At 70.7% G+C, this 19,685-nt stretch carries 15 protein-coding genes; 10 read left to right on the top strand and 5 right to left on the bottom strand.

Annotated elements, in window-relative coordinates; genetic code table 11:
* Positions 1-11: 11 nt before the first annotated feature.
* From CJ022_RS13590 to CJ022_RS13580, 3 genes are all read left to right on the top strand, one after another.
* Positions 12-2,897, top strand: coding sequence for a M16 family metallopeptidase (locus tag CJ022_RS13590; RefSeq protein WP_101927180.1), 2,886 nt, complete (start codon positions 12-14; stop codon positions 2,895-2,897).
* A gap of 137 nt (positions 2,898-3,034) precedes the next feature.
* Positions 3,035-3,346, top strand: coding sequence for a DUF4156 domain-containing protein (locus CJ022_RS13585; RefSeq protein ID WP_101927179.1), 312 nt, complete (start codon positions 3,035-3,037; stop codon positions 3,344-3,346).
* Positions 3,347-3,469: 123 nt separating this feature from the next.
* Complete coding sequence (locus CJ022_RS13580; protein WP_101927178.1) at positions 3,470-4,486, top strand: 3-oxoacyl-ACP synthase III; 1,017 nt, start codon at positions 3,470-3,472, stop codon at positions 4,484-4,486.
* Positions 4,487-4,594: 108 nt separating this feature from the next.
* On the opposite strand, the gene CJ022_RS13575 is transcribed toward CJ022_RS13580, so the two are convergent.
* Positions 4,595-6,316 carry a GAF domain-containing protein gene (locus CJ022_RS13575; protein ID WP_101927177.1) on the bottom strand — a complete coding sequence of 574 codons (1,722 nt, stop codon included), beginning with the start codon at positions 6,314-6,316 and terminating at the stop codon, positions 4,595-4,597.
* Entirely contained in the window at positions 6,313-6,903 is a 591-nt protein-coding gene (locus CJ022_RS13570) for a biliverdin-producing heme oxygenase (RefSeq protein WP_143703990.1), read from the bottom strand. Before CJ022_RS13570 ends, CJ022_RS13575 begins: the two co-directional genes overlap by 4 nt.
* Positions 6,904-7,073: 170 nt before the next feature.
* On the opposite strand from CJ022_RS13570, the gene CJ022_RS13565 reads away from it, so the two are divergent.
* On the top strand, positions 7,074-8,024 hold the full coding sequence (locus tag CJ022_RS13565; protein WP_101927175.1) for an alpha/beta fold hydrolase: 951 nt from the start codon (positions 7,074-7,076) through the stop codon (positions 8,022-8,024).
* Between the two features lie 2 nt (positions 8,025-8,026).
* On the opposite strand, the gene CJ022_RS13560 is transcribed toward CJ022_RS13565, so the two are convergent.
* Together CJ022_RS13560 and CJ022_RS13555 are read right to left on the bottom strand one after the other, a co-directional pair.
* Positions 8,027-8,467, bottom strand: a complete 441-nt coding sequence (locus CJ022_RS13560; RefSeq protein WP_101927174.1) for a YkgJ family cysteine cluster protein — start codon at positions 8,465-8,467, stop codon at positions 8,027-8,029.
* Positions 8,468-8,549: 82 nt separating this feature from the next.
* Positions 8,550-9,008, bottom strand: coding sequence for a YiiD C-terminal domain-containing protein (locus CJ022_RS13555; protein ID WP_101927173.1), 459 nt, complete (start codon positions 9,006-9,008; stop codon positions 8,550-8,552).
* A gap of 68 nt (positions 9,009-9,076) precedes the next feature.
* On the opposite strand from CJ022_RS13555, the gene CJ022_RS13550 reads away from it, so the two are divergent.
* From CJ022_RS13550 to CJ022_RS13530, 5 genes are all read left to right on the top strand, one after another.
* The gene (locus CJ022_RS13550) at positions 9,077-9,856 is read left to right on the top strand and encodes a uroporphyrinogen-III synthase (protein ID WP_101927172.1); all 780 of its coding nucleotides are present in this window, start codon (positions 9,077-9,079) and stop codon (positions 9,854-9,856) included.
* A 70-nt stretch (positions 9,857-9,926) separates the two neighbouring features.
* The gene (locus CJ022_RS13545; RefSeq protein WP_101927171.1) at positions 9,927-11,441 is read left to right on the top strand and encodes an alpha/beta hydrolase family protein; all 1,515 of its coding nucleotides are present in this window, start codon (positions 9,927-9,929) and stop codon (positions 11,439-11,441) included.
* 135 nt (positions 11,442-11,576) lie between these two features.
* Positions 11,577-12,239, top strand: coding sequence for an ankyrin repeat domain-containing protein (locus CJ022_RS13540; protein ID WP_158238428.1), 663 nt, complete (start codon positions 11,577-11,579; stop codon positions 12,237-12,239).
* 107 nt (positions 12,240-12,346) lie between these two features.
* The gene (locus CJ022_RS13535; RefSeq protein ID WP_101927169.1) at positions 12,347-14,008 is read left to right on the top strand and encodes an Mbeg1-like protein; all 1,662 of its coding nucleotides are present in this window, start codon (positions 12,347-12,349) and stop codon (positions 14,006-14,008) included.
* A gap of 247 nt (positions 14,009-14,255) precedes the next feature.
* The gene (locus tag CJ022_RS13530) at positions 14,256-14,912 is read left to right on the top strand and encodes an ankyrin repeat domain-containing protein (RefSeq protein ID WP_158238427.1); all 657 of its coding nucleotides are present in this window, start codon (positions 14,256-14,258) and stop codon (positions 14,910-14,912) included.
* A gap of 169 nt (positions 14,913-15,081) precedes the next feature.
* On the opposite strand, the gene CJ022_RS13525 is transcribed toward CJ022_RS13530, so the two are convergent.
* Positions 15,082-15,717, bottom strand: coding sequence for a tetratricopeptide repeat protein (locus CJ022_RS13525; protein WP_101927167.1), 636 nt, complete (start codon positions 15,715-15,717; stop codon positions 15,082-15,084).
* Positions 15,718-15,975: 258 nt separating this feature from the next.
* Between CJ022_RS13525 and CJ022_RS13520 the strand changes: the two genes are divergently transcribed.
* On the top strand, positions 15,976-19,683 hold the full coding sequence (locus tag CJ022_RS13520; protein ID WP_101927166.1) for an indolepyruvate ferredoxin oxidoreductase family protein: 3,708 nt from the start codon (positions 15,976-15,978) through the stop codon (positions 19,681-19,683).
* Positions 19,684-19,685 lie beyond the last annotated feature (2 nt).

Genomic DNA, 19,685 nt, shown 5'->3' with positions numbered 1-19,685 from the left:
CCAGGATTTCCATGACCGCTGCCCGTCGCGCACCGACCGTTTCCGCCCCCCGTCGCGCCCTGCTCGCCCTGGCCACCGGCCTGGCACTGGCCGGCGCGGGCCTCGCCCTGCCTGCCCTGGCGCAGGCGCCGGCCGCGGAACGCACCGCCGCGCGCGTCGACATCCCCTTCGAGACCTTCACCCTGCCCAACGGCCTGCGCGTCGTCGTGCACACCGACCGCAAGGCGCCGATCGTCGCGGTCAACGTCTGGTACCACGTCGGCAGCAAGGACGAGCCCGCGGGCCGCAGCGGCTTCGCGCACCTGTTCGAACACCTGATGTTCCAGGCCACCGAACACCACGACGGCGAGTTCTTCGATCCCTTCAAGATGGTCGGCGCGACCGACCAGAACGGCACCACCAATACCGACCGCACCAACTACTTCCAGAACGTGCCGACGACCGCGCTCGACATGGCGCTGTGGATGGAATCCGACCGCATGGGCCACCTGCTCGGCGCCGTCGACCAGGCCGCGCTCGACGAGCAGCGCGGCGTGGTGCAGAACGAGAAGCGCCAGGGCGAGAACCAGCCCTACGGCCAGGTCTGGGACAGGCTCACGCGTGCGCTGTATCCGCAAGGCCACCCCTACCACCACGGCGTCATCGGCTCGATGAACGATCTCAACGCGGCCTCGCTGGACGACGTCAAGCAGTGGTTCCGCACCTGGTACGGACCGAACAACGCGGTGCTGGTGCTGGCCGGCGACATCGACGTGGCGACCGCGAAGCAGAAGGTCGCGCAGTATTTCGGCGACATCCCCGCCGGCCCGACGATGGCGCAGCCGGCCGTCGACGTCGCCAGGCGTCCCGCGGACACGCGCGAGACGATGGAAGACCAGGTGCCGCAGTCGCGCATCTACCGCGTGTGGAACGTCGCCGAGATCGGCTCGGGCGACATCGACCGCCTGCAGGTGCTGGCCAGCGTGCTCGGCGGCAGCAAGTCCTCGCGGCTCGACCGGCGGCTGCTGCACGACGACAAGCTGGTCGACAACATCAGCGCCGGCGCCTGGGCGTCGCAGCTGGGCTCGAGCTTCGGCATCATCGCGACCGTCAAGCAGGGCGTGGACCCGGCGGTCGTCGAAGCCGCGATCGACGAGGAGCTCGCCCGCCTGATCGCGGACGGTCCCAGCGCCGACGAACTCGACCGCGCCAAGACCGCGTTCCGCGCGGGTTTCGTGCGCGGCATCGAACGCATCGGCGGTTTCGGCGGCAAGGCCGATGCCCTGGCCGAGTGCGCGGTCTACGCCGGCGACCCCGGCTGCTTCCGCACCTCGCTGCGCAACATCGCGGAGACCACCGTGGCGGACGTGCGCAGCGTCGGCGCGCGCTGGCTCGATGTCGGCAGCCACACCATCGTCGTCACCCCGGGCGCGCGCACCGCGCTGGCCGAAGCCCCCGCGGCGACGCCGGCGCCGTTCACCCCGCCCGCCCCGGACCCGGCGTTCCGCACCACTCCGACCGCGATCGATCGCAGCGCCGGCGTGCCCGAGACCACGACGTTCCCGGAACTGAAGTTCCCCGAACAGCAGCGCGCGACGCTGGCCAACGGCACGCAGGTGATCCTCGCCGAGCGCCACGACATTCCCGTCGTGCAGGTCAGCTACGAATTCCAGGGCGGTTACACCGCCGACCAGGGCCGCACGCCCGGCACCGCCAGCTTCGCGATGAGCGTGCTCGACGAGGGCGCCGCCGGCATCGGCGCGCTCGACTTCGCCGACCGGGTCGAATCGCTCGGCGCCAGCCTCGGCGCGGGTGCGTCGCTCGACGGCAGCAACGCCTACGTGTCGGCCCTCAAGGAGCACCTGGATCCGTCGCTGGCGCTGTTCGCCGACATGGTGCGGCGCCCGAACTTCGACGAGAAGGAAATCGAGCGCATCAAGGCCACGTGGATCGCCGGCATCGCGCAGGAGAAGGCGCGTCCGGCCAGCGCGGCGATGCGGGTGCTGCCGCCCCTGCTCTACGGCGCCGGTCACCCCTACGCGATTCCCTTCAGCGGCAGCGGCGACGAAGCGTCGATCGCCGCCCTGACCCGCGACGACCTCGTCGCCTACCACCGCGACTGGGTGCGCCCCGATGGCGCGACGCTGATCGTCGTCGGCGACACCACGCTGGCGGAGATCGTGCCGCTGCTGGAACGCCATTTCGGCGACTGGCGGGCGGACACGCCGGCCCCGGCGCCGATCGCGGTCACCCCGGTCGAGCGGCCGCAGGCACCGCGCGTGTTCCTGCTCGACCAGCCGGGCGCGGTCCAGGCCAACATCTTCGCGGCGCAGGTCGTGCCGCCGACCGGCGATCCGAGCTCGACCCGGTTCGACATGGCCAACACCGTGATCGGCGGCGATTTCACCGCGCGCCTCAACATGAACCTGCGCGAGGACAAGCACTGGTCCTACGGCGCCCGCAGCTCGGCCAGCGGCACGCTGGGCCAGCGGCCGTGGACGGTCTCGGCGCCGGTGCAGATCGACCGGACGGCCGATGCCATCGCCGAGATCGGCAAGGAGCTCACGGCGTTCACCGACGGCACGCGCCCGGCCACGGACGCCGAGCTGGCCCGCGCGCAGGCGATCCAGACGCTGAGCCTGCCCGGCGCCTACGAGACCGCGTGGGCGGTGATGAGCACCATCGGCGGCAACGTGCGCTTCGGCCGGCCCGACGACTACGTGTTCCGGCGCAAGGCCGAAATCGAGGCGATGACGCCCGCGGCCATCGCCGAGGCGGCGAAGACGCTGGACCCGTCGGCCCTGACCTGGGTCGTGGTCGGCGACCTCGACCAGATCGAGGCGCCGGTGCGTGCGCTGGGTCTGGGCGAGGTGCAGGTCATCGACGCGGCTGGCGCGCCGGTGCCGCCGGCCGAGTGACGCACCACGCGGACCGGTGTTGGCCCGCTCAGCCGGGGCCCGCCACAATGGCGGCCCCGTGCTCGTCCCGGCACCGGTGTGGCGCGCCGTCCCGCGATCCGCGCCATCCTGCCCCCCTCGTTCCTGGAGCCGTCCCGATGCGCAAGTTCCCGTTGATCCTGCTGCTGTCCCTGTCCGCCGCCGGTTGCACCTGGGTGCACATGGCCCCGGGCGCGAGCGCGGTCCGTGTCGCCAGCGCGGCGCCGACGGGTTGCGACAAGCGCGGCGAGGTCGAGGTCGCGGTCAAGCACAACATCGCCTTCGTCGACCGCAATCCACTGCGGGTCCGCGAGGAACTCGAGACGCTCGCGCGCAACGAGGCCCCCGCGCTCGGCGCCGACACGATCAGCCCGCTCGCCGAGCCTGCCGGCGGCAGCCAGCGCTTCGGCGCCTGGCGCTGCGCACGCTGAACCGCGGGTCGCACCCGGCGCCCGACCCCGCTGCTGCGCCGTTTTTGGGGCAGTGGCGGCATGCGTCGACCCGGCGAAGCGGGTACTCTATGCGGCTCTCTTGCCAGATTCGGCGGCCTGCCCATGCTTTTTGACAACGTCGCCATCGCTGGCCTCGCTCATGTCGATGCTCCGCGACGCGTGACCAGTGACGAGATCAACGCCCGCCTCAAGCCCACGCTCGACCGCCTCGACATCAAGACCGACGTGCTGCAGGACATCGCCGGCATCCATGCCCGACGCCTGTGGGAAGACGACGTGCTGGCGTCCGACGCCGCGACGCTCGCGGGCCGCAAGGCGCTCGACGACGCCGGCATCGACGCCACCAAGCTCGGCCTGCTGGTCAACACCTCGGTCAGCCGCGACTACCTCGAACCGTCGACCGCGAGCATTGTCAGCGGCAACCTCGGCGTCGCCGACACCTGCCAGAACTACGATCTGGCGAATGCGTGCCTGGCCTTCATCAACGGCATGGACGTCGCCGCCCGGATGATCGAACGCGGCGAGATCGACTACGCGCTGATCGTCGATGGCGAGACCGCGAACCTCGCCTACGAGAAGACCATCGAGCGCCTGCTGCGCCCGGAAACCACCGAAGAGGACTTCCGCAACGAGCTGGCGACGCTGACGCTCGGTTGCGGCTCGGCGGCGATGGTGCTGTCGCGCGCCGACCTCGCCCCCGACGCGCCGCGCTACAAGGGTGGCGTGACCCGCTCGGCGACCGAGTGGAACACCCTGTGCCGCGGCAATCTCGACCGCATGGTCACCGACACCCGCATGCTGCTGATCGAGGGCATGAAGCTCGCCGAGAAGACCTTCGTCGCCGCCCGGCAGGCGATGGGCTGGGTCGTCGAGGAGATGGACGAGTTCGTGATCCACCAGGTCAGCAAGGTCCACACCGGCGCCTTCGTGCAGTCGTTCGGCATCGACCCGAAGAAGGTCCTGACCATCTTCGGCGAGCACGGCAACATCGGCCCGGCTTCGGTGCCGATCGTGCTCAGCAAGCTGCGCGAGATGGGTCGCCTGAAGAAAGGGAACCGCGTCGCCCTGCTCGGCATCGGCTCGGGCCTGAACTGCTCGATGGCCGAGGTGGTCTGGTAACGCCGGCCAGCCGCGCGCAGCGCGGCAGCCGCACACGGAAAGGGCGCGCATCGCAGGATGCGCGCCCTTCTGTTTTGTTCACCCACCCGCCGCAGTGGCAGCCGGAACTCACTCGTTGGCGACGTGCACCGTGCCGATCAGCGACTGCAGATCCGATTCGAGCTTGTTGATCCGGTTCGACAGCTGCACCGCATCCTGCGGGCTGACATGGACCAGGCCATCGAGCAGCTCCGACAGCTGCAGCAGGCGCTCGCGCTGGGCGCGGACGTCGAGCCGGGTGCGGTGCGCGCGGATATCGCCGACGTCCGACGCCGCCAGCACGCTGCGGCGATAGCGCTCGCGCAGCATCAGATGCAGGCGACCGATGACGCGATGGTCCGCGTCGCGCCACGGCGCGCTGCAGCCGCGCACGGTCTCGTGCCACGCGGCGAAGCTCGCACGCGGGCCGATCCGCGAGCCGTCCTCGTTGATCAGCATCGGGGTCTCGGGACTGCCGGCCCAGCGCACTTCCTCGATCTCTTCGCAGCGGAAGAAGAACAGCCACTCGTCCCGGCCGAGATCCATCGGCACCGCCAGCGCGCCGGCGATGCCGTCCGCCGCCTCGACCGAACCCGCCCAGTCCTCGGCGCGCTCGGTGCTGACCGCACCGGTGCCGGTGTTGTCGCGTTGCAGCCAGGCCCGCAGGCCCGGCACGCGGTCGGGGCCGGGCGCACGCCCGGCACTGTGCCAGTGACCGGCCTGCAGCAGGCCGACGCCGTCGCAATCCACCGCGCGCACCAGCAGGTCGAGTTCGCCGGCCAGTGCGAGCCGCGGATCGCTGGCGTTGTCGAGACGCAGTGCCAGCGTGTCGCGGATGTTGCGGGCCTCCTCTTCCAGCGAGGCGGCGTGCTGCTGCTCGCGGGCCGCGACGCGCATCGACACGAACAGGCCGAACAGATCGGCCGCGGCGCGGACGCCCGGCGGTACCGTGCGCCTGCTGCGGTGATGGCAGGCGATCAAACCCCACAGGCGACCGCCCGACAGGATCGAGATCGACATCGACGCAGCCACGCCCATGTTGGCGAGATACTCGAGATGCACCGGCGACACGCTGCGCAGCGCATGCTGGCTGAGGTCGAGCGGCGCGCCGCGCGCGTCGCGGTCGGGCAGGATCGGCACCGGCACGTAGCTCGCGTCCGGAATCACGCGGATGCGGTTGCGCAGGTAGAGCGTGCGCGCCTGCACCGGAATATCGGATGCGGGATAGCGCAGGCCGAGGTATGCGGGGAGCGCGGAATCGCGCGACTCGGCCACCACTTCGCCGGCGTCGTCGTGGCGGAAGCGATAAACCATGACGCGGTCGTAGCCGGTCAGCAGCCGCACCTGTTCGGCGACGCGCTGGTGGAAATCGGCGATGTCGTCGCTGCCGGCGACACGCGCGATCATCGTCTGCGCGACGACCGTCGGCGAGCGCTCGCCGGTGCTGCGCGGCTGCGGTTCGATCTCGATGTGCACCAGGCCGTCGGCGACGTGCACGCTGATGTCGCACAGGTTCGCCATCGGACCGATGTTGCCGACGGCCGCACGTTGCGGCGGCGCACCCGGCTCGCCGAAACCGATCGTCTCGGCCACGGCCTGGATCAGATCGTCGGTCAGGAACTCGCGCAGCGAATGCCGCAGCATTTCGTCGGGCGTCGCGCCGGTCAGCGCTTCGACATTCGCCGAGACGTGACGGATCGTCCAGTCCGGCAGCTGACAGGAGATCAGGTAGCCGTGCGGCTGGATCGCGCCGGCGAGATGGATCGGTTCGCGCGCACACTCCTGGAGGGCACGTTCAAGGGCTGGATTCATGGGCGCTCCTTGTCGGGGGCGGGAGTCGTCTGAACACTACGGTCGAAGCTTGACGCGACGCTGATGAACGCGTCGCGGGCACCCCGCACCACGCGCGCGAGCTGCGGCGCGTTGTGCAGATCGAAGGCGGCGAGCCGTGCCTGGATCCGCGTCCAGTCGTCGCTGCGGCCATGTTCTTCGAGGAAGCGCGCGCCGTGCGCGCCGTCGTGGCCGAGCGCGCGGACACCGCGCACCAGGTGGCGCGCGCCGACGCTGCTGCCGGCCATCACGTAATCCCAGCCCGCGCGCTCGGCGCCGTCCTGGATCGTCGGCTGGATGCCGACGGGCGCGAGCGGCGCCAGCGACAACGCGGCGAGGTCGCGCGACAGCCAGTACGAATGCCGGGGCACCACACCGGTCGCGGTTTCGAAATCCAGCGCGAAGCGATGCATGCCGATCAGATATCGAGCATACGTCGGCGCATCGCGCAGGCCATCGGGAAACGCGCCGTCCACGCCTGCATGCAGGGAGGCCGTCGCGGTCCGCAGATACTGGCGGACGTCGCCGGTGGCGCTGGCGCGGGGGAGTCGCTGAGCTGGCGCATTCATATTCAAGCGCTCAGAATATCCTTCCCCCGGCGACGCGTCTGTTCATTTTCCCGCTTACGTCCGGCGCATTTATCTGCCGGCCACGCGGCGCCAGACCCCATATCCAGTGGTCGAATTCCGCCGCGACTACAATGCCGGCTCATTTTCGCCAAACCCGGGCGTCAACCGCCGTGCAGTTTCCTGACTATCCCTTTAATCCGCAGCGCCTGGAAGTGCGTCCCGGCGTGGCCATGCACTATCTGGACGAAGGTCCGCGCGACGGCGAGATCGTCGTCATGCTGCACGGCAACCCGTCCTGGAGTTACTACTGGCGCCATTTGGTGCTGGGCCTGCGCGACCGCTACCGCTGCATCGTGCCCGACCACATCGGCATGGGCCTGTCCGACAAGCCCGACGACGCGCCGCGCGCGGCGCCGCGCTACGACTACACGCTGGCCTCGCGTGTCGAGGATCTGCAGACCCTGCTCGCGCATCTCGGCATCACCGGCCCGGTGACGCTGGCGGTGCACGACTGGGGCGGGATGATCGGCTTCGGCTGGGCGCTGTCGCACATGCCGCAGGTGCGCCGCCTGATCATCACCAACACGGCCGCGTTCCCGTTGCCGCAGGACAAGCCCATGCCGTGGCAGATCGCGCTCGGACGCGATTACACGGTCGGTGAATGGATCATCCGCGGCTTCAATGCCTTTTCGGCCGGCGCCTCCTACCAGGGCGTCGCGCGACGGATGCCCGACGCGGTACGCCGTGCCTACGTCGCGCCGTACGACAGCTGGGCCAATCGCATCAGCACGATCCGCTTCATGCAGGACATTCCGCTGGGACCGAAGGACCGCGCCTGGCCGCTGCTGGAAGCCGCCGGGCGGCGTCTGCCCGATTACGCGGACCGGCCGGCGTTCATCGGCTGGGGCCTGCGTGATTTCGTGTTCGACCGGCATTTCCTCGCCGGTTTCCGCGCGGCGCTGCCGCAGGCCGAGGTGCATGCGTTCGAGGACGCCGCGCACTACGTGCTGGAAGACAAGCACGAGGTGCTGGTGCCGGCAATGCGCGCTTTCCTCGACCGCAATCCGCTGCACGATGCGGACGCAGCGCCCGTCGACGAGCGCCCGCACACGCCGGACTGAGCTCAGCGCGTCGGCGCGCTCGCGACGCGCTCCGGCTCGAACGCCGCGGCCAGCGGGGCGTCGATCCGGTCGACCAGGGTGACCGCGATCGCGACAACCGGTAGCCAGTCCGCCGGCGTCAGGACCGGCAACCCATGCGCGAGACGCGCGCGATCGCACTGGTCGCTGCGCGCGCCCGATTCCCACGAGGCCTCGACGTCGCGACACGGCGCCGGCCGCTGCGCGTGGATCGTGCAGGTCGCATGCGTGCCGATGTCGGCATCGAGCGCCACGCACCGCGGCGACGCGGCCCAGGTCCCGCGCATCACGGCCATGTGCGGGCCGAAGGCTTCGGTCAGCGCCTGCGGGACGAGGCCGCCGGGCGAGGCGTCGGTCTCCATCCAGTGCACGCTGACGCGGTAGTGGGCACAGCAGGCACCGCACGAACGACACGGGTGACGCATCGGAACCGACCTGCAGGCATGGCGAATCAGGCGCGCATTCTTGGGCCGGTCCGGGCCGCGCGCAAGCGCCGCGTGCCGGCGTTCAGCGGCGCGCGATCGCCACGTAGCGGGCGCGGCACTCGGTCGCCACGCCGCCGTCGGGCAGCGCGATCTTCGAGACCAGCGACACGCGGGCGCGCCCGCGGTTGCGCAGCGTCGTGCTGAAGGTCTCCCAGCAGCCTTCGTCGGCCAGCGTGGATTCGGCCAGCAGGTCGGTGTGCAGCGGTGCGCGGTACTTCACGTCGGAATCGGCGACGTAGACGTCGGCGTCCAGACCGGCCTGTTCGACCCGCAGCGTGACCAGGCCCCACGAGGCCAGCGTCATCAACGACATCAGGCTGCCGCCGAACGCGGACCCCTTGTCGTTGACGTGGGCCGACAGCGGCGCGTGCAGACGCAGGCGTTCGCCGTCGTAGTCGTCGACGCGCAACTGCATCACGGCGACCGGCGGCATCGACCGGTAGTGCGCTTCGAGCGCACGCAGGGATTGGTCCAACGTCATGCGACATCCTCGGGGGAGTGAGCGGGCGTGGCTTGCACCGCACATCGGCAGCCACCAAGCTTGCACGCATGAAACCCGCGCCTGCCTGCCCAATTCTGGCGGGATACTACGTGATCTCACTGCGGCCGGCCGGTGAACACGCCGTACTCCGGCGTGTGGTGACGCGGCATGGCGCGCGGCTTTTCGCGTTGTCGCCGTGGCGCGTCGTGCATCTCGACGCTACGTCGACGCGACGCGATCTGGATGCAGCGCTCGACGCTGAACGGGTGGTCTTCACGAGTCCTGCGGCAGTCGCCGCGGCGGCGGCATTGCGGCCCCTGCGCGCGCGCGCCGGCCAGGTCTGGCTCGCGGTCGGCAGTGGCAGCGCGCGCGCGCTGCGCCGCGCGGGCATCGGCGAGGTCGAAGCGCCGACGCGCATGGACAGCGACGGCCTGCTCGCGCTGCCGGCGCTGCAGTCGCTCGCCGGCCTGCGGGTCGGACTGGTCACGGCGCCGGGCGGGCGTGGACGCATCGCCGATGCCGTGCGCGAGGCCGGCGCGTCGCTGCGGCGCGCCGATGTCTACCTGCGTGAACCGCTCACGCTGTCGCCGGCCCGCATTGCGGCGCTGCGCGGGTGCGACGGTCCCTGGCTGCTGCCGCTGAGCAGCGGCGAGGCGCTGCAGCGGATCGATGCCGCGCTGCCGGCGGATCTGCGCGAGCGACTGCGCGCGGCCCAGGTGCTGGCCGCCAGCGATCGCCTGGCCGCGCTCGCGGCGACGCTCGGGTTCCGCGACGTTCGCCGCGCACGCGACGCGCGTCCGGCTTCGTTGCTCGCGGCCGCGATGCCGTCCACCGCGCCCATCGCCTAGGGTCTGCCCCACTGGCAGCCACCGCCGGCGACGCCAGACTCGAACACCACTTCCCGCGTTGGCGACCCCGATGCAGATCGCGCGTCTTTCCGATGGTGGTGCCCCGACCCGCTCGCCGGTCGACGAGAGCGCCCGCCCGGTGCCCACGCCGCGGCAGGCGGATGCGGCGACGCCGTTCCGCCAGGAACCGGCATGGCATCCCCAGCTCGCGGCCCTGACCGCGGCGAATGCACCCCAGTGCGGGCCGGTCGTCGCGACGCCCTACGGCCCCGGCGAATTTTCCAGCTACGTCGCCGGTACGCAGGCGCAGCCGCTGGACGTGGATTTCATGCGCATGTCCTACGCGACCTACGAGGACGGCCCGCAGACGGTCTGCGGCTGGACCGAGGTCGGCCAGCAGGAACTCGAAGCACTGGGCTGGAATCCCGACGTGCAGCTGGACGTGCCCGGCAGCCAGTTCCGCGCCGAGGTGTTCACCGACGGCCAAGGCAACTACGTGCTCGCCTACCGCGGCACCGAATCGCAGGGCGCGCCGCTGACCGGTCCGGACTGGGAGACCAACTACGCGCAGGGCAGCGGGCTGGAGACCGACGAGTTCGACCGGCTGGCACCGCAGGTCGCGCAGGAATTCGCCCAGACGCTGGGCCAGTTCGATGCCGCGGGTGCGCCGACGAACCTGGCGATCACCGGCCATTCGCAGGGCGGCGGCCTGGCCACGGTCGGCTCGCTGATGACCGGCATCCCGGCCGTGACCTTCGATGCGTCGGGCCTCCATCCCGACACCTTCGACCGCCTGGGCCTAGACATGACCGCGGCGCGCGAGATCGCCGGCGACGGCCAGATCCGCCGCTATTCGATGTTCGAAGACGTGCTGACGCAGTTGCAGGAGGCGCTGCCGGCGACGGCGCCGCTGCTGCCCGATGCACTCGGCGCGCCGATCGTGGTACGGCCCGAAGGCGATCTCGATACGGGCCTCGTCGACCGCGCGATGGACTACGCGAATGCGCCGCCGTGGCTGGCGCCGATCGTCGACGGCATCCCCGTCGTGCGCGACGTGGTGCGCGCGGCGATCAGCCACGAGCAGCAACTGATGATCGACACCATGCTGCAGCAGCAGCCGTGGCAGGCCGGCTACGAGAATCCGACCACCCCGACCCGCGATGCGATCGCCGCGATTCCGGACGTGATCCAGGACGACTACGCGCGCAACGTCGGCGATTTCGCGCGCGACCTGTTCGCGACGCTCGATGGCGACTTCGCCAACGGCGACGTGGCGGCCGGCGTCGCGGCGCTGGCGGGCGACGTCGGCGAGGGCGCGTTGCAGTCGCTCGGCGACACGGTCGACGGCCTGGCCGAGACCGCGGCCGGGGGCCTCGACCGCGGCAGCGCGGAACTCGGCGCCGACGTGCGCACCCTGGGACTTGGCGGCATCGGCAACCTGGCCGGCGACGTCATCGAAGGCGGCGGCGACCTGCTGGCCGGTGGCGTGAACCGGGTCGGCGACGGCGTCGAGATGGTCAGCGACACGCTCGGCCAGGGCGTGGAATCGGCCGCGGACTTCGTCGCCGGGCTGTTCCGTCGCTGAGCCGCGGCGGCATGGCGCGCCTGAGGGGCCTGCCGCGATGCGTGCCATGATCCGGCGATGAGCGCGCCCACGCCGCTGTCCGTCCTGCTGGCCTCGGCCCTGGCCATCGCCTGCGCATCCTGCCACGGGAGTTCCATGTCGCCTGGACCGTTCACCAACGCCGACACCGCGCGCCTCGCCGACGCGGTCGAGCGCGACGATGCCTATGTCGTCCGCACGCTGCTGACCGAAGGCGGCAACGCCGACGCCCGCGGCGAAGGCGACCTCACGCTACTGCAGCACGCCATCCTCAAGGGCAGCCCCGCGGCGCTCGAAACGCTGCTGCAGGCGGGCGCCAACCCCAACGTGCCCGGCTACGGCGGCAGCACCGCGATGCACACCGCGGCGCTGGTCGACGACCCCGCGTTTCTCGACCTGCTGCTCGCGCATCGCGGCGATCCCGATGCCCGCCACGCGGGGACCGGCGAGACGCCGCTGGCCCAGGCCGTCGGACCCCGCACCGCGCCGCAGTTCCACCGCCTGCTCGCCGCCGGCGCCGATCCCGACCTCGCCGACCGCACCGGCAACACGCCGCTGCACCGCGCCGCGATGGTCAACGCCGGCAGCCACGTGCTGGCGCTGCTGCAGGCGGGCGCGAATCCGCAGGCGAAGAACGCCCAGGACGCGAGCTTCCAGCCGTATTACTTCCGCGTGCCCGACAACGTGCTCAACGACCGTGCCCGCACCGAGCGCACGGCCGTCATCGCCTGGCTGCGGGCCCACGACGTGCCGCTGGAAGCGGGCACGCCCGGCGCCTGAGCCGCGGCGAACGGCCACGCCGTCCGGCGACCTAGGGTCGGCACCAGCTGTTCCACGGCGCGCGGCGCCTTAAGGTCGACGCATCCGACGTTTCGAAGGTCCGCGTCATGAGCCTTTCCCCGGTTTCCGGCAACAGCATCCCGGTCGACGCCTACCGCGACACCGCGCTCGATCCGCTGCTGCGGACGGCGGCCACGACCACGTCACCGATGACGCCCGTCGACACCAGCGCGGGCTGGCCGCGCGGCGACGGCAGCTTCGCCGATTCGGTCCAGGGCACGACGCCGCAGCCGGAGCGCGACCTGCACTTCTCGCTGATGGCCAACGACAGCTACACGCTGGCCGATGCGGACGGCGTCACCGGCACCGCGGCCGAAGCCGAGCTGCAGGCTGCGGGCTGGAACCGCCTGACGCCGAGCGAGGACGGCAGCCATCTGATCGATGCGCAGGGCAATGCGATCCCGATTTCGGCCGACCAGCTGCACGATGCCGAGACCGGCTTCGATGCGGCGATCTTCCAGAATGCCGAAGGCCAGTACGTGGTCGCGTACCGCGGCACCGACAACTGGGGCCTGACCGGCCCGGGCGGCGACTCGCGCGCAAACGGCGGCCAGGGCATCGGCATGGACACCGCGCAGTACTCGCAGGCCATGGAGCTGGCCAATCTGGCGATGGACACCTTCGGCGACGGCAACGTCGCGATCACCGGCCATTCGCTGGGCGGCGGCCTCGCCTCGGCGGCGATGCTGGCCAGTGGCGCGCCGGGCGTCACGTTCAACGCGTCGGGCCTCAGCAACCAGACCCTGGCGACGCTGGGCTTCAACCCCAACGGCGCGCGCGGCGACCTCGCCGACAGCGGCCAGATCCGGCGTTACGTCGTCGACGGCGACCCGCTGACCGCCGCCCAGCAGGATCTGCCGATCCTGCCCATCGTGTCGGTCTCGCCGCCGGATGCCGTGGGCCACGAGCTGCGGATCGATCCGCCGGCCGATGTGGGTCGCTTCGATCTGGCCGCGCTGCACGGCGGTGGCGCCGATCACCCCTCCTATGTCGAAGCCTTGCGCGAGAACACCGCGCACGCACCGACCGACCGGTCCGGCACCGGCCTGGGCTTCACCCTGAGTACCGTCGAGAACATCGGCGAGCACAACCTCAACCAGCTGGGCAGCCTCGTCAACGGCGGCGTCAGCCTGTTCAACGACGGGCGCGCCACGGTCACCGGGGCCGTTGACGGCATCTCGGACCACGTCACCCGGGATTACGCGAATGGCGATTACGTCGCCGGCACGCTTGGCATCGCCGGCGATGTCGTCGATGGCGTGGTCGGGCTGGGCGGCGACGTCGTCTCCAACACGGTCGGCACCGCCGGCGACGTGGTCGAGAACGTCGCCAACTTCGGTGGCAGCGTCCTGCGCGATGTGGGCGACCGGGTCGGCTTCGACGCCCCGTTCGACGCGGTGGCGAGTGGCGTCGAATGGACCGGCCGCAGCGTCGACACGGTCGCCGATACCGTCGGCGATGGTGCGCAGTGGGGCCTGGACAAGGTCGGCGACGGCGCAGGCTGGGCGCTCGACAAGGTCGGGGAGGGTGCGCAGTGGACCACCGACAAGGTGGTCGAGGGCGTGGCCTGGACCGGCGGCAGGATCGTCGAGGGCGCGCAGTGGACCGGCAACAAGGCGACCGAGGGCGCAGCCTGGGTGGGCGACCGGGTGTCCGATGGCGCCAGCTGGGTCGCCGAGAAGGCCAACCCCATGAACTGGTTCCGCTGATCGGTGCGTGCCGCGTCTGGTGCAGCCGGCGCGCTTCGCTGATGGCCGTACCGGTCCATCACGAGGCCGCCCTGCGCTCACGACCGGCGTGCGCGATGCGCGCTAGCCTGTCGCCTTGTGCCGTTTCCGGGCCGACACCATGATGGATTCCGCTGCCCCGTTCCCCCATTCGCACCGCTGGCGCGCCTTGGCCTGCGCCGTGCTGCTCCTCGCCACCGGTGGCGCCTGCGCCCGACAAGGACCTGCCATGAGTTCCGACCAGTTCGCCGATCCCGCCGCCGCCCGCCTGGCCCAGGCGGCCAGCGCCGGTGACGCCGCGGAGGCGAAACGGCTGATCGCCGACGGCGCCAATCCCAATGCCGCCAATGCCGACGGCACGCCGCTGCTGCAGCGGATGATCCTGCAGGGCGACCGCCGTGGGTTCGAGACCCTGCTCGATGCGGGCGCCGACCCCGCGTCAGGCAGCGACAGCGGCAATACCGCGGTGCACGTCGCGGCGATGCAGGACGATGGCGCGTGGCTGGAGACCCTGCTCGCACGCGGGGCCGATGCCGACACGCCGAATACGAAGAACGGCGAAACCCCGCTCTACGCCGCGCTCGAAGCGCGCAACGACGCCAACATGCAGCGCCTGATCGATGCAGGCGCGCGCGTCGATGCGGCCGATGCCCACGGCGGCACGCTGCTGCACAAGGCCGCGCGGATCAATGCGACCGACTGGGTCGTGCGCCTGCTCGAGGCCGGCGTCGATCCGAATGCGAAGGACCGTGTCGGGGTGACGTTCCAGCCGTCGTTCTTCCGGGCCCGGGACGCGGTGCTGTCGGGCGACGCCAAGCGCGATCGCGCGACCGTCCGCGCCTGGCTCACCGAGCGCGGAATTCCGGTCGAAGCGCGGAACGACTGACGCTCCGTGCGTCGACGGGCGGGACCTGCCGGCCAGCCCGGTGCGCCGGCCAGCCTGACCCCGATAAAGACTCACGATGTGTCGTGGCGTGCGACGCCCGGCGACTGCATCTCCGCGCGCCCATGTCGCGCGACGCACCGGGCGTCGCGCGTTGGTCCCGACTACCGGCTCAGGGCCAGGCGGTCGGATCCGCCTGCCACGCGGCGAACACTTCGGCCAGCACGGCACGCTCGTCGTCGCGCCAGCCCGGCAGCAGCGATTCGAACCGCGCCGGATCGTTCCACAGCTGCGGTTCGGTCCGCACCGCGGCGGCGTACCAGCGCACCGCGTCCTGCTTGCGGTCCAGGCGCCACAGCGCGAACGCCAGCGTCGGCGGCACCCACGATGGTTTGACCAGGCGACCGTCGAGCGACTGCAGCCACTGCGCCAGCGCCGCTTCGGCATCCCCGTTGCGCGACAGGTCCCAGCCGTAGTTCCAGTGCACCGACGCACGCAACGGCGAACGCGGCGCCAGTGCGCCGAGCAGCTGGTCGTACAGCGCGCGGCCGGTGTCGGTGCGGCCGGTACGCATCAGCACGTGCGCCAGCTGGGCCGTGGCCTGGTCGGCGTTGCGGGCGTTGCGCTCGATCGCCGTGCGCAGCTTCGCGTAGGTGGCCTCGTCGTCGCCTTCGATCGCAACGATCGGCGCGGCGACGCGCTCGTCGGTGTCGAAATAGAATTCGGCCGGCGCCGGCAGTGTCTGTGCGCCGACCGCGGACGCGCTGGCCAACAGCATCGCAACGATGCCGTGTCGGAAGTACTTCATGTTGTCCCCTGCTATCGAAAAAGCCCCGGCCCATTCTAAGGGCACCCGGTCGCGCGCATTCCGGGACGCCGGTCACGGTCCGGGGCACCTGTGCGCTGGCCCCGGACCGGGCGCCGCGCGGCCGGCCGTGCAGGCGCGCCGCGGGCGATGCGAGGGCCACTGCTACAATTTTCGGCCGTTTCCCCCGTTTCCGCGCTCCGGCCCCTCTGTGCCGGGGCCCGCCAGCGACCGCCCGGTCGCAAGCCAGAGCCCGACGCCATGACCAGCACCGCCGAACTCTCCTCGCCCGCCTCGGCCGATACCGGTCTGACCAACGGCGTGCTCGATACCGACTACACGCTCGACCACAAGTACACGCGGACCGAGGGACGCATCTACCTGTCCGGCGTGCAGGCCCTGGTGCGGCTGCCGCTGATGCAGCGCCTGCGCGACGCGGCCGCCGGCCTGAATACGGGCGGCTTCATCTCCGGCTATCGCGGCTCGCCGCTCGGCGGCTTCGACCTGGAGCTGTGGCGCGCGAAGAAGTACCTCGCCGAGGCCAACGTGAAGTTCCAGCCCGGCCTCAACGAGGACCTCGGCGCGACGATGGTCTGGGGCACGCAGCAGACCAACCTGTTCCCCGGCGCGAACGTCGATGGCGTCTATGCCATGTGGTACGGCAAGGGCCCGGGCGTGGACCGCTGCGGCGACGTGTTCAAGCACGGCAATGCCGCGGGTACCGGCCGGCACGGCGGCGTGCTGGCGCTGGCGGCCGACGACCATGCGTGCCGCAGCTCGACCCTGCCGCACGGCAGCGAAGGCGAATTCACCAGCGCGATGATGCCGATCCTCAACCCGGCAGGCGTGCAGGACATCCTCGACATGGGCCTGGTCGGCTGGGCGATGTCGCGCTACACCGGCCGCTGGGTCGGCTTCAAGACGATCGCCGAAACGGTGGAATCGTCGATGTCGGTCGACGTGAACCCGTTCGCGCTGGAGATCGTCACGCCTGATGATTTCGAGATGCCGTCGGGTGGCCTCAACATCCGCTGGCCGGATCCGCCGATGGACCAGGAGATGCGCCTGCACCGCTATGCGGTCAAGGCCGCGCAGGCGTTCGCACGCGCGAACCGCATCGACCGCATGGTGCTGGACACGCCCGACGCGCGCTTCGGCATCGTCACCACCGGCAAGAGCTATCTCGACGTGCTGACCGCGCTCGAGTATCTCGGCCTCGACGAAGCCGCGTGCCGCGCGCTCGGCATCCGCGTCTACAAGGTCGGCATGACCTGGCCGCTGGAGCCGGTCGGCATCCGCAGCTTCGCGCGCGGGCTGCAGGACATCCTCGTCGTCGAGGAGAAGCACGGCTTCATCGAAGGCCAGATGAAGGAACTGTTCTACAACTTCGAAGGCGAGCGTCCGAGCATCGTCGGCAAGTACGACGAGAGCGGCGCGTGGATCCTGCCGAGCACCGGCGAACTCACGCCCGCGACCATCGCCGGCGTCATCGCCCGCCGTATCCTGCGCTACCTGCCCGACGAGGGGAGCGAGCGGCAGAAGATGCACGACGTGCTGCAGTGGATGGAGGCAAAGGAGGGCGAACTCGCCCTGCCCCGCGCGCAGTTCCCGCGCGTGCCGCACTACTGCTCGGGCTGCCCGCACAACACCTCGACCAAGGTGCCCGAAGGCTCGCGCGCGCTCGCCGGCATCGGCTGCCATTACATGGTCACGTGGATGGACCGCGACACCGACACCTTCACCCAGATGGGCGGCGAAGGCGTCACCTGGTGCGGCCAGTCGGCGTTCACCGAGACGCCGCACGTGTTCCAGAACCTCGGCGACGGCACCTATTTCCACAGCGGTTCGCTGGCGATCCGCCAGTCGGTCGCGGCCGGCGTCAACATCACCTACAAGATCCTCTACAACGACGCGGTCGCGATGACCGGCGGCCAGCCGGTCGACGGCACGCTGACCGTGCCGCAGATCGCGCACCAGGTCCGCAGCGAAGGTGTCGACGTGATCGCGCTGGTCAGCGACGACATCGGCAAGTGGTCCAAGCGCGAGCTGTTCCCGTCGGGCGTGGAGTTCCACGACCGCCGCGACCTCGACGCCGTGCAGAAGCAGCTGCGCGAGGTCAAGGGCACCAGCGTGCTGATCTATGACCAGACCTGCGCGACCGAGAAGCGCCGCCGCCGCAAGCGCGGCAAGATCGCCGACCCGCAGAAGCGGGTCATGGTCAACACCCTGGTCTGCGAAGGCTGCGGCGACTGCGGCAAGAAGTCGTTCTGCGTGTCGGTGCTGCCCAAGGACACCGAGTTCGGCCGCAAGCGCGAGATCGATCAGAGCAACTGCAACAAGGATTACTCCTGCGTCGAAGGCTTCTGCCCCAGCTTCGTCACGGTGCACGGCGGTGCGCCGCGCAAGGGCAAGAAGGTCTCGGCAGCCGAGAAGCTCGCCAACCTGCCGCATCCCACGTTCGCCAGCGATCTCTCGCAGCCCTGGAACATCCTGATCACCGGCGTCGGCGGCACGGGCGTCGTGACGATCGGCGCGCTGCTCGGCATGGCGGGTCATCTCGAAGGCCGCGGCTCCAGCGTGCTCGACCAGACGGGCCTCGCCCAGAAGGGCGGCGCGGTGACCACGCACATCCGCGTCGCCAAGACGCCGGCCGACATCCACGCGGTGCGCATCGCCGCCGGCGAAGCGGACCTCGTGCTCGGCTGCGACATGGTCGTCGTCAACGACTACTGGACGCTGTCGAAGATCCGTGGCGACCGTTCGCAGGTCGTGCTCAACACCTACGAGGCGATGCCCGGCACGTTCACCACGCGCCCGGACATGCAGTTCCCGGCGGCCGACATCGTCGCCGCGATCCAGCACGCGCTCGGCGGCAAGGCGCCGCTGCAGATCGACGCGACCCAGCTCGCGACCGCGCTGATGGGCGATGCGATCGCGGCGAATCTCTTCATCCTCGGCTATGCCTGGCAGCGCGGCCTCGTGCCGATCTCGTTCGACGCGATCATGCGCGCGGTCGAGCTCAACGGCGCGGCGGTCGAGATGAACAAGACCGCGTTCGCCTGGGGGCGCCTGGCGGTCGTCGATTTCGACGCGGTCAGTGCCGCGGCCGGCCTGGTGCGCAATGCGCCGACCGATGCCGAGCGCGTGGTCCACGAGTTGCCGGTGCTGCCGCCGGGCGAGTGGGAAACCAGCGAATGGGGCGCGACGTCCGCGCCGCGCGTGACCCGCAACGAGGCCGACCTGCGCCACGTGCCCGCGCACGGCGCCGGCGACAACGTCGCCTTCCTGCCGCTCGACGACGTGCGCCTGTCGCGCTCGCTCGACGAACTGGTCGCGCGCCGCAGCGCCTTCCTGACCGACTACCAGGACGCGGCCTACGCGAAGCGCTACAGCGACTTCGTCGCGCGCGTGCGCGGCGTCGAGCAGACGAAAGCGCCGGGTTCGACCGCGCTGTCGGAAGCCGCCGCGCGCTACCTGTTCAAGCTGATGGCGTACAAGGACGAGTACGAAGTCGCGCGCCTGTACACCAGCGGCGATTTCAAGCGGAAGCTGGAGCAGCAGTTCGAGGGCGACTACACCGTGCGCTTCCATCTCGCGCCGCCGTTGCTGGCGAAGAAGAACGCCAAGGGCGAGCTGGTCAAGCGCGAATACGGCCCGTGGATGTTCAAGGCCTTCGGCCTGCTGGCGAAGCTGAGGTTCCTGCGTGGCGGCACCTTCGACGTCTTCGGCTATACCGAGGAGCGGAAGATGGAGCGCCGCCTGATCAACGAGTACGAGGCGACCGTCGGCGGCCTGCTCGACGGGCTCGACGGCGGCAACGTCGACCTCGCGGCCGAGATCGCCAGCGTGCCGGAACACATCCGCGGCTACGGGCACGTCAAGGAGGCCCACCTGCACGCGGCGAAGGCCCGCGAGGCCGAGCTGCTCAAGGAATGGGCGAATCCGCTGCGGATCGTGCAGGCGGCCTGAGG

The sequence above is a fragment of the Luteimonas rhizosphaerae genome (genome assembly GCF_002849595.1).
Taxonomy (GTDB): Bacteria; Pseudomonadota; Gammaproteobacteria; order Xanthomonadales; family Xanthomonadaceae; genus Luteimonas; species Luteimonas cellulosilyticus.
Note: the sequence above shows the minus strand (reverse complement) of the source record. Positions and strands in the feature narration are given on the sequence as shown.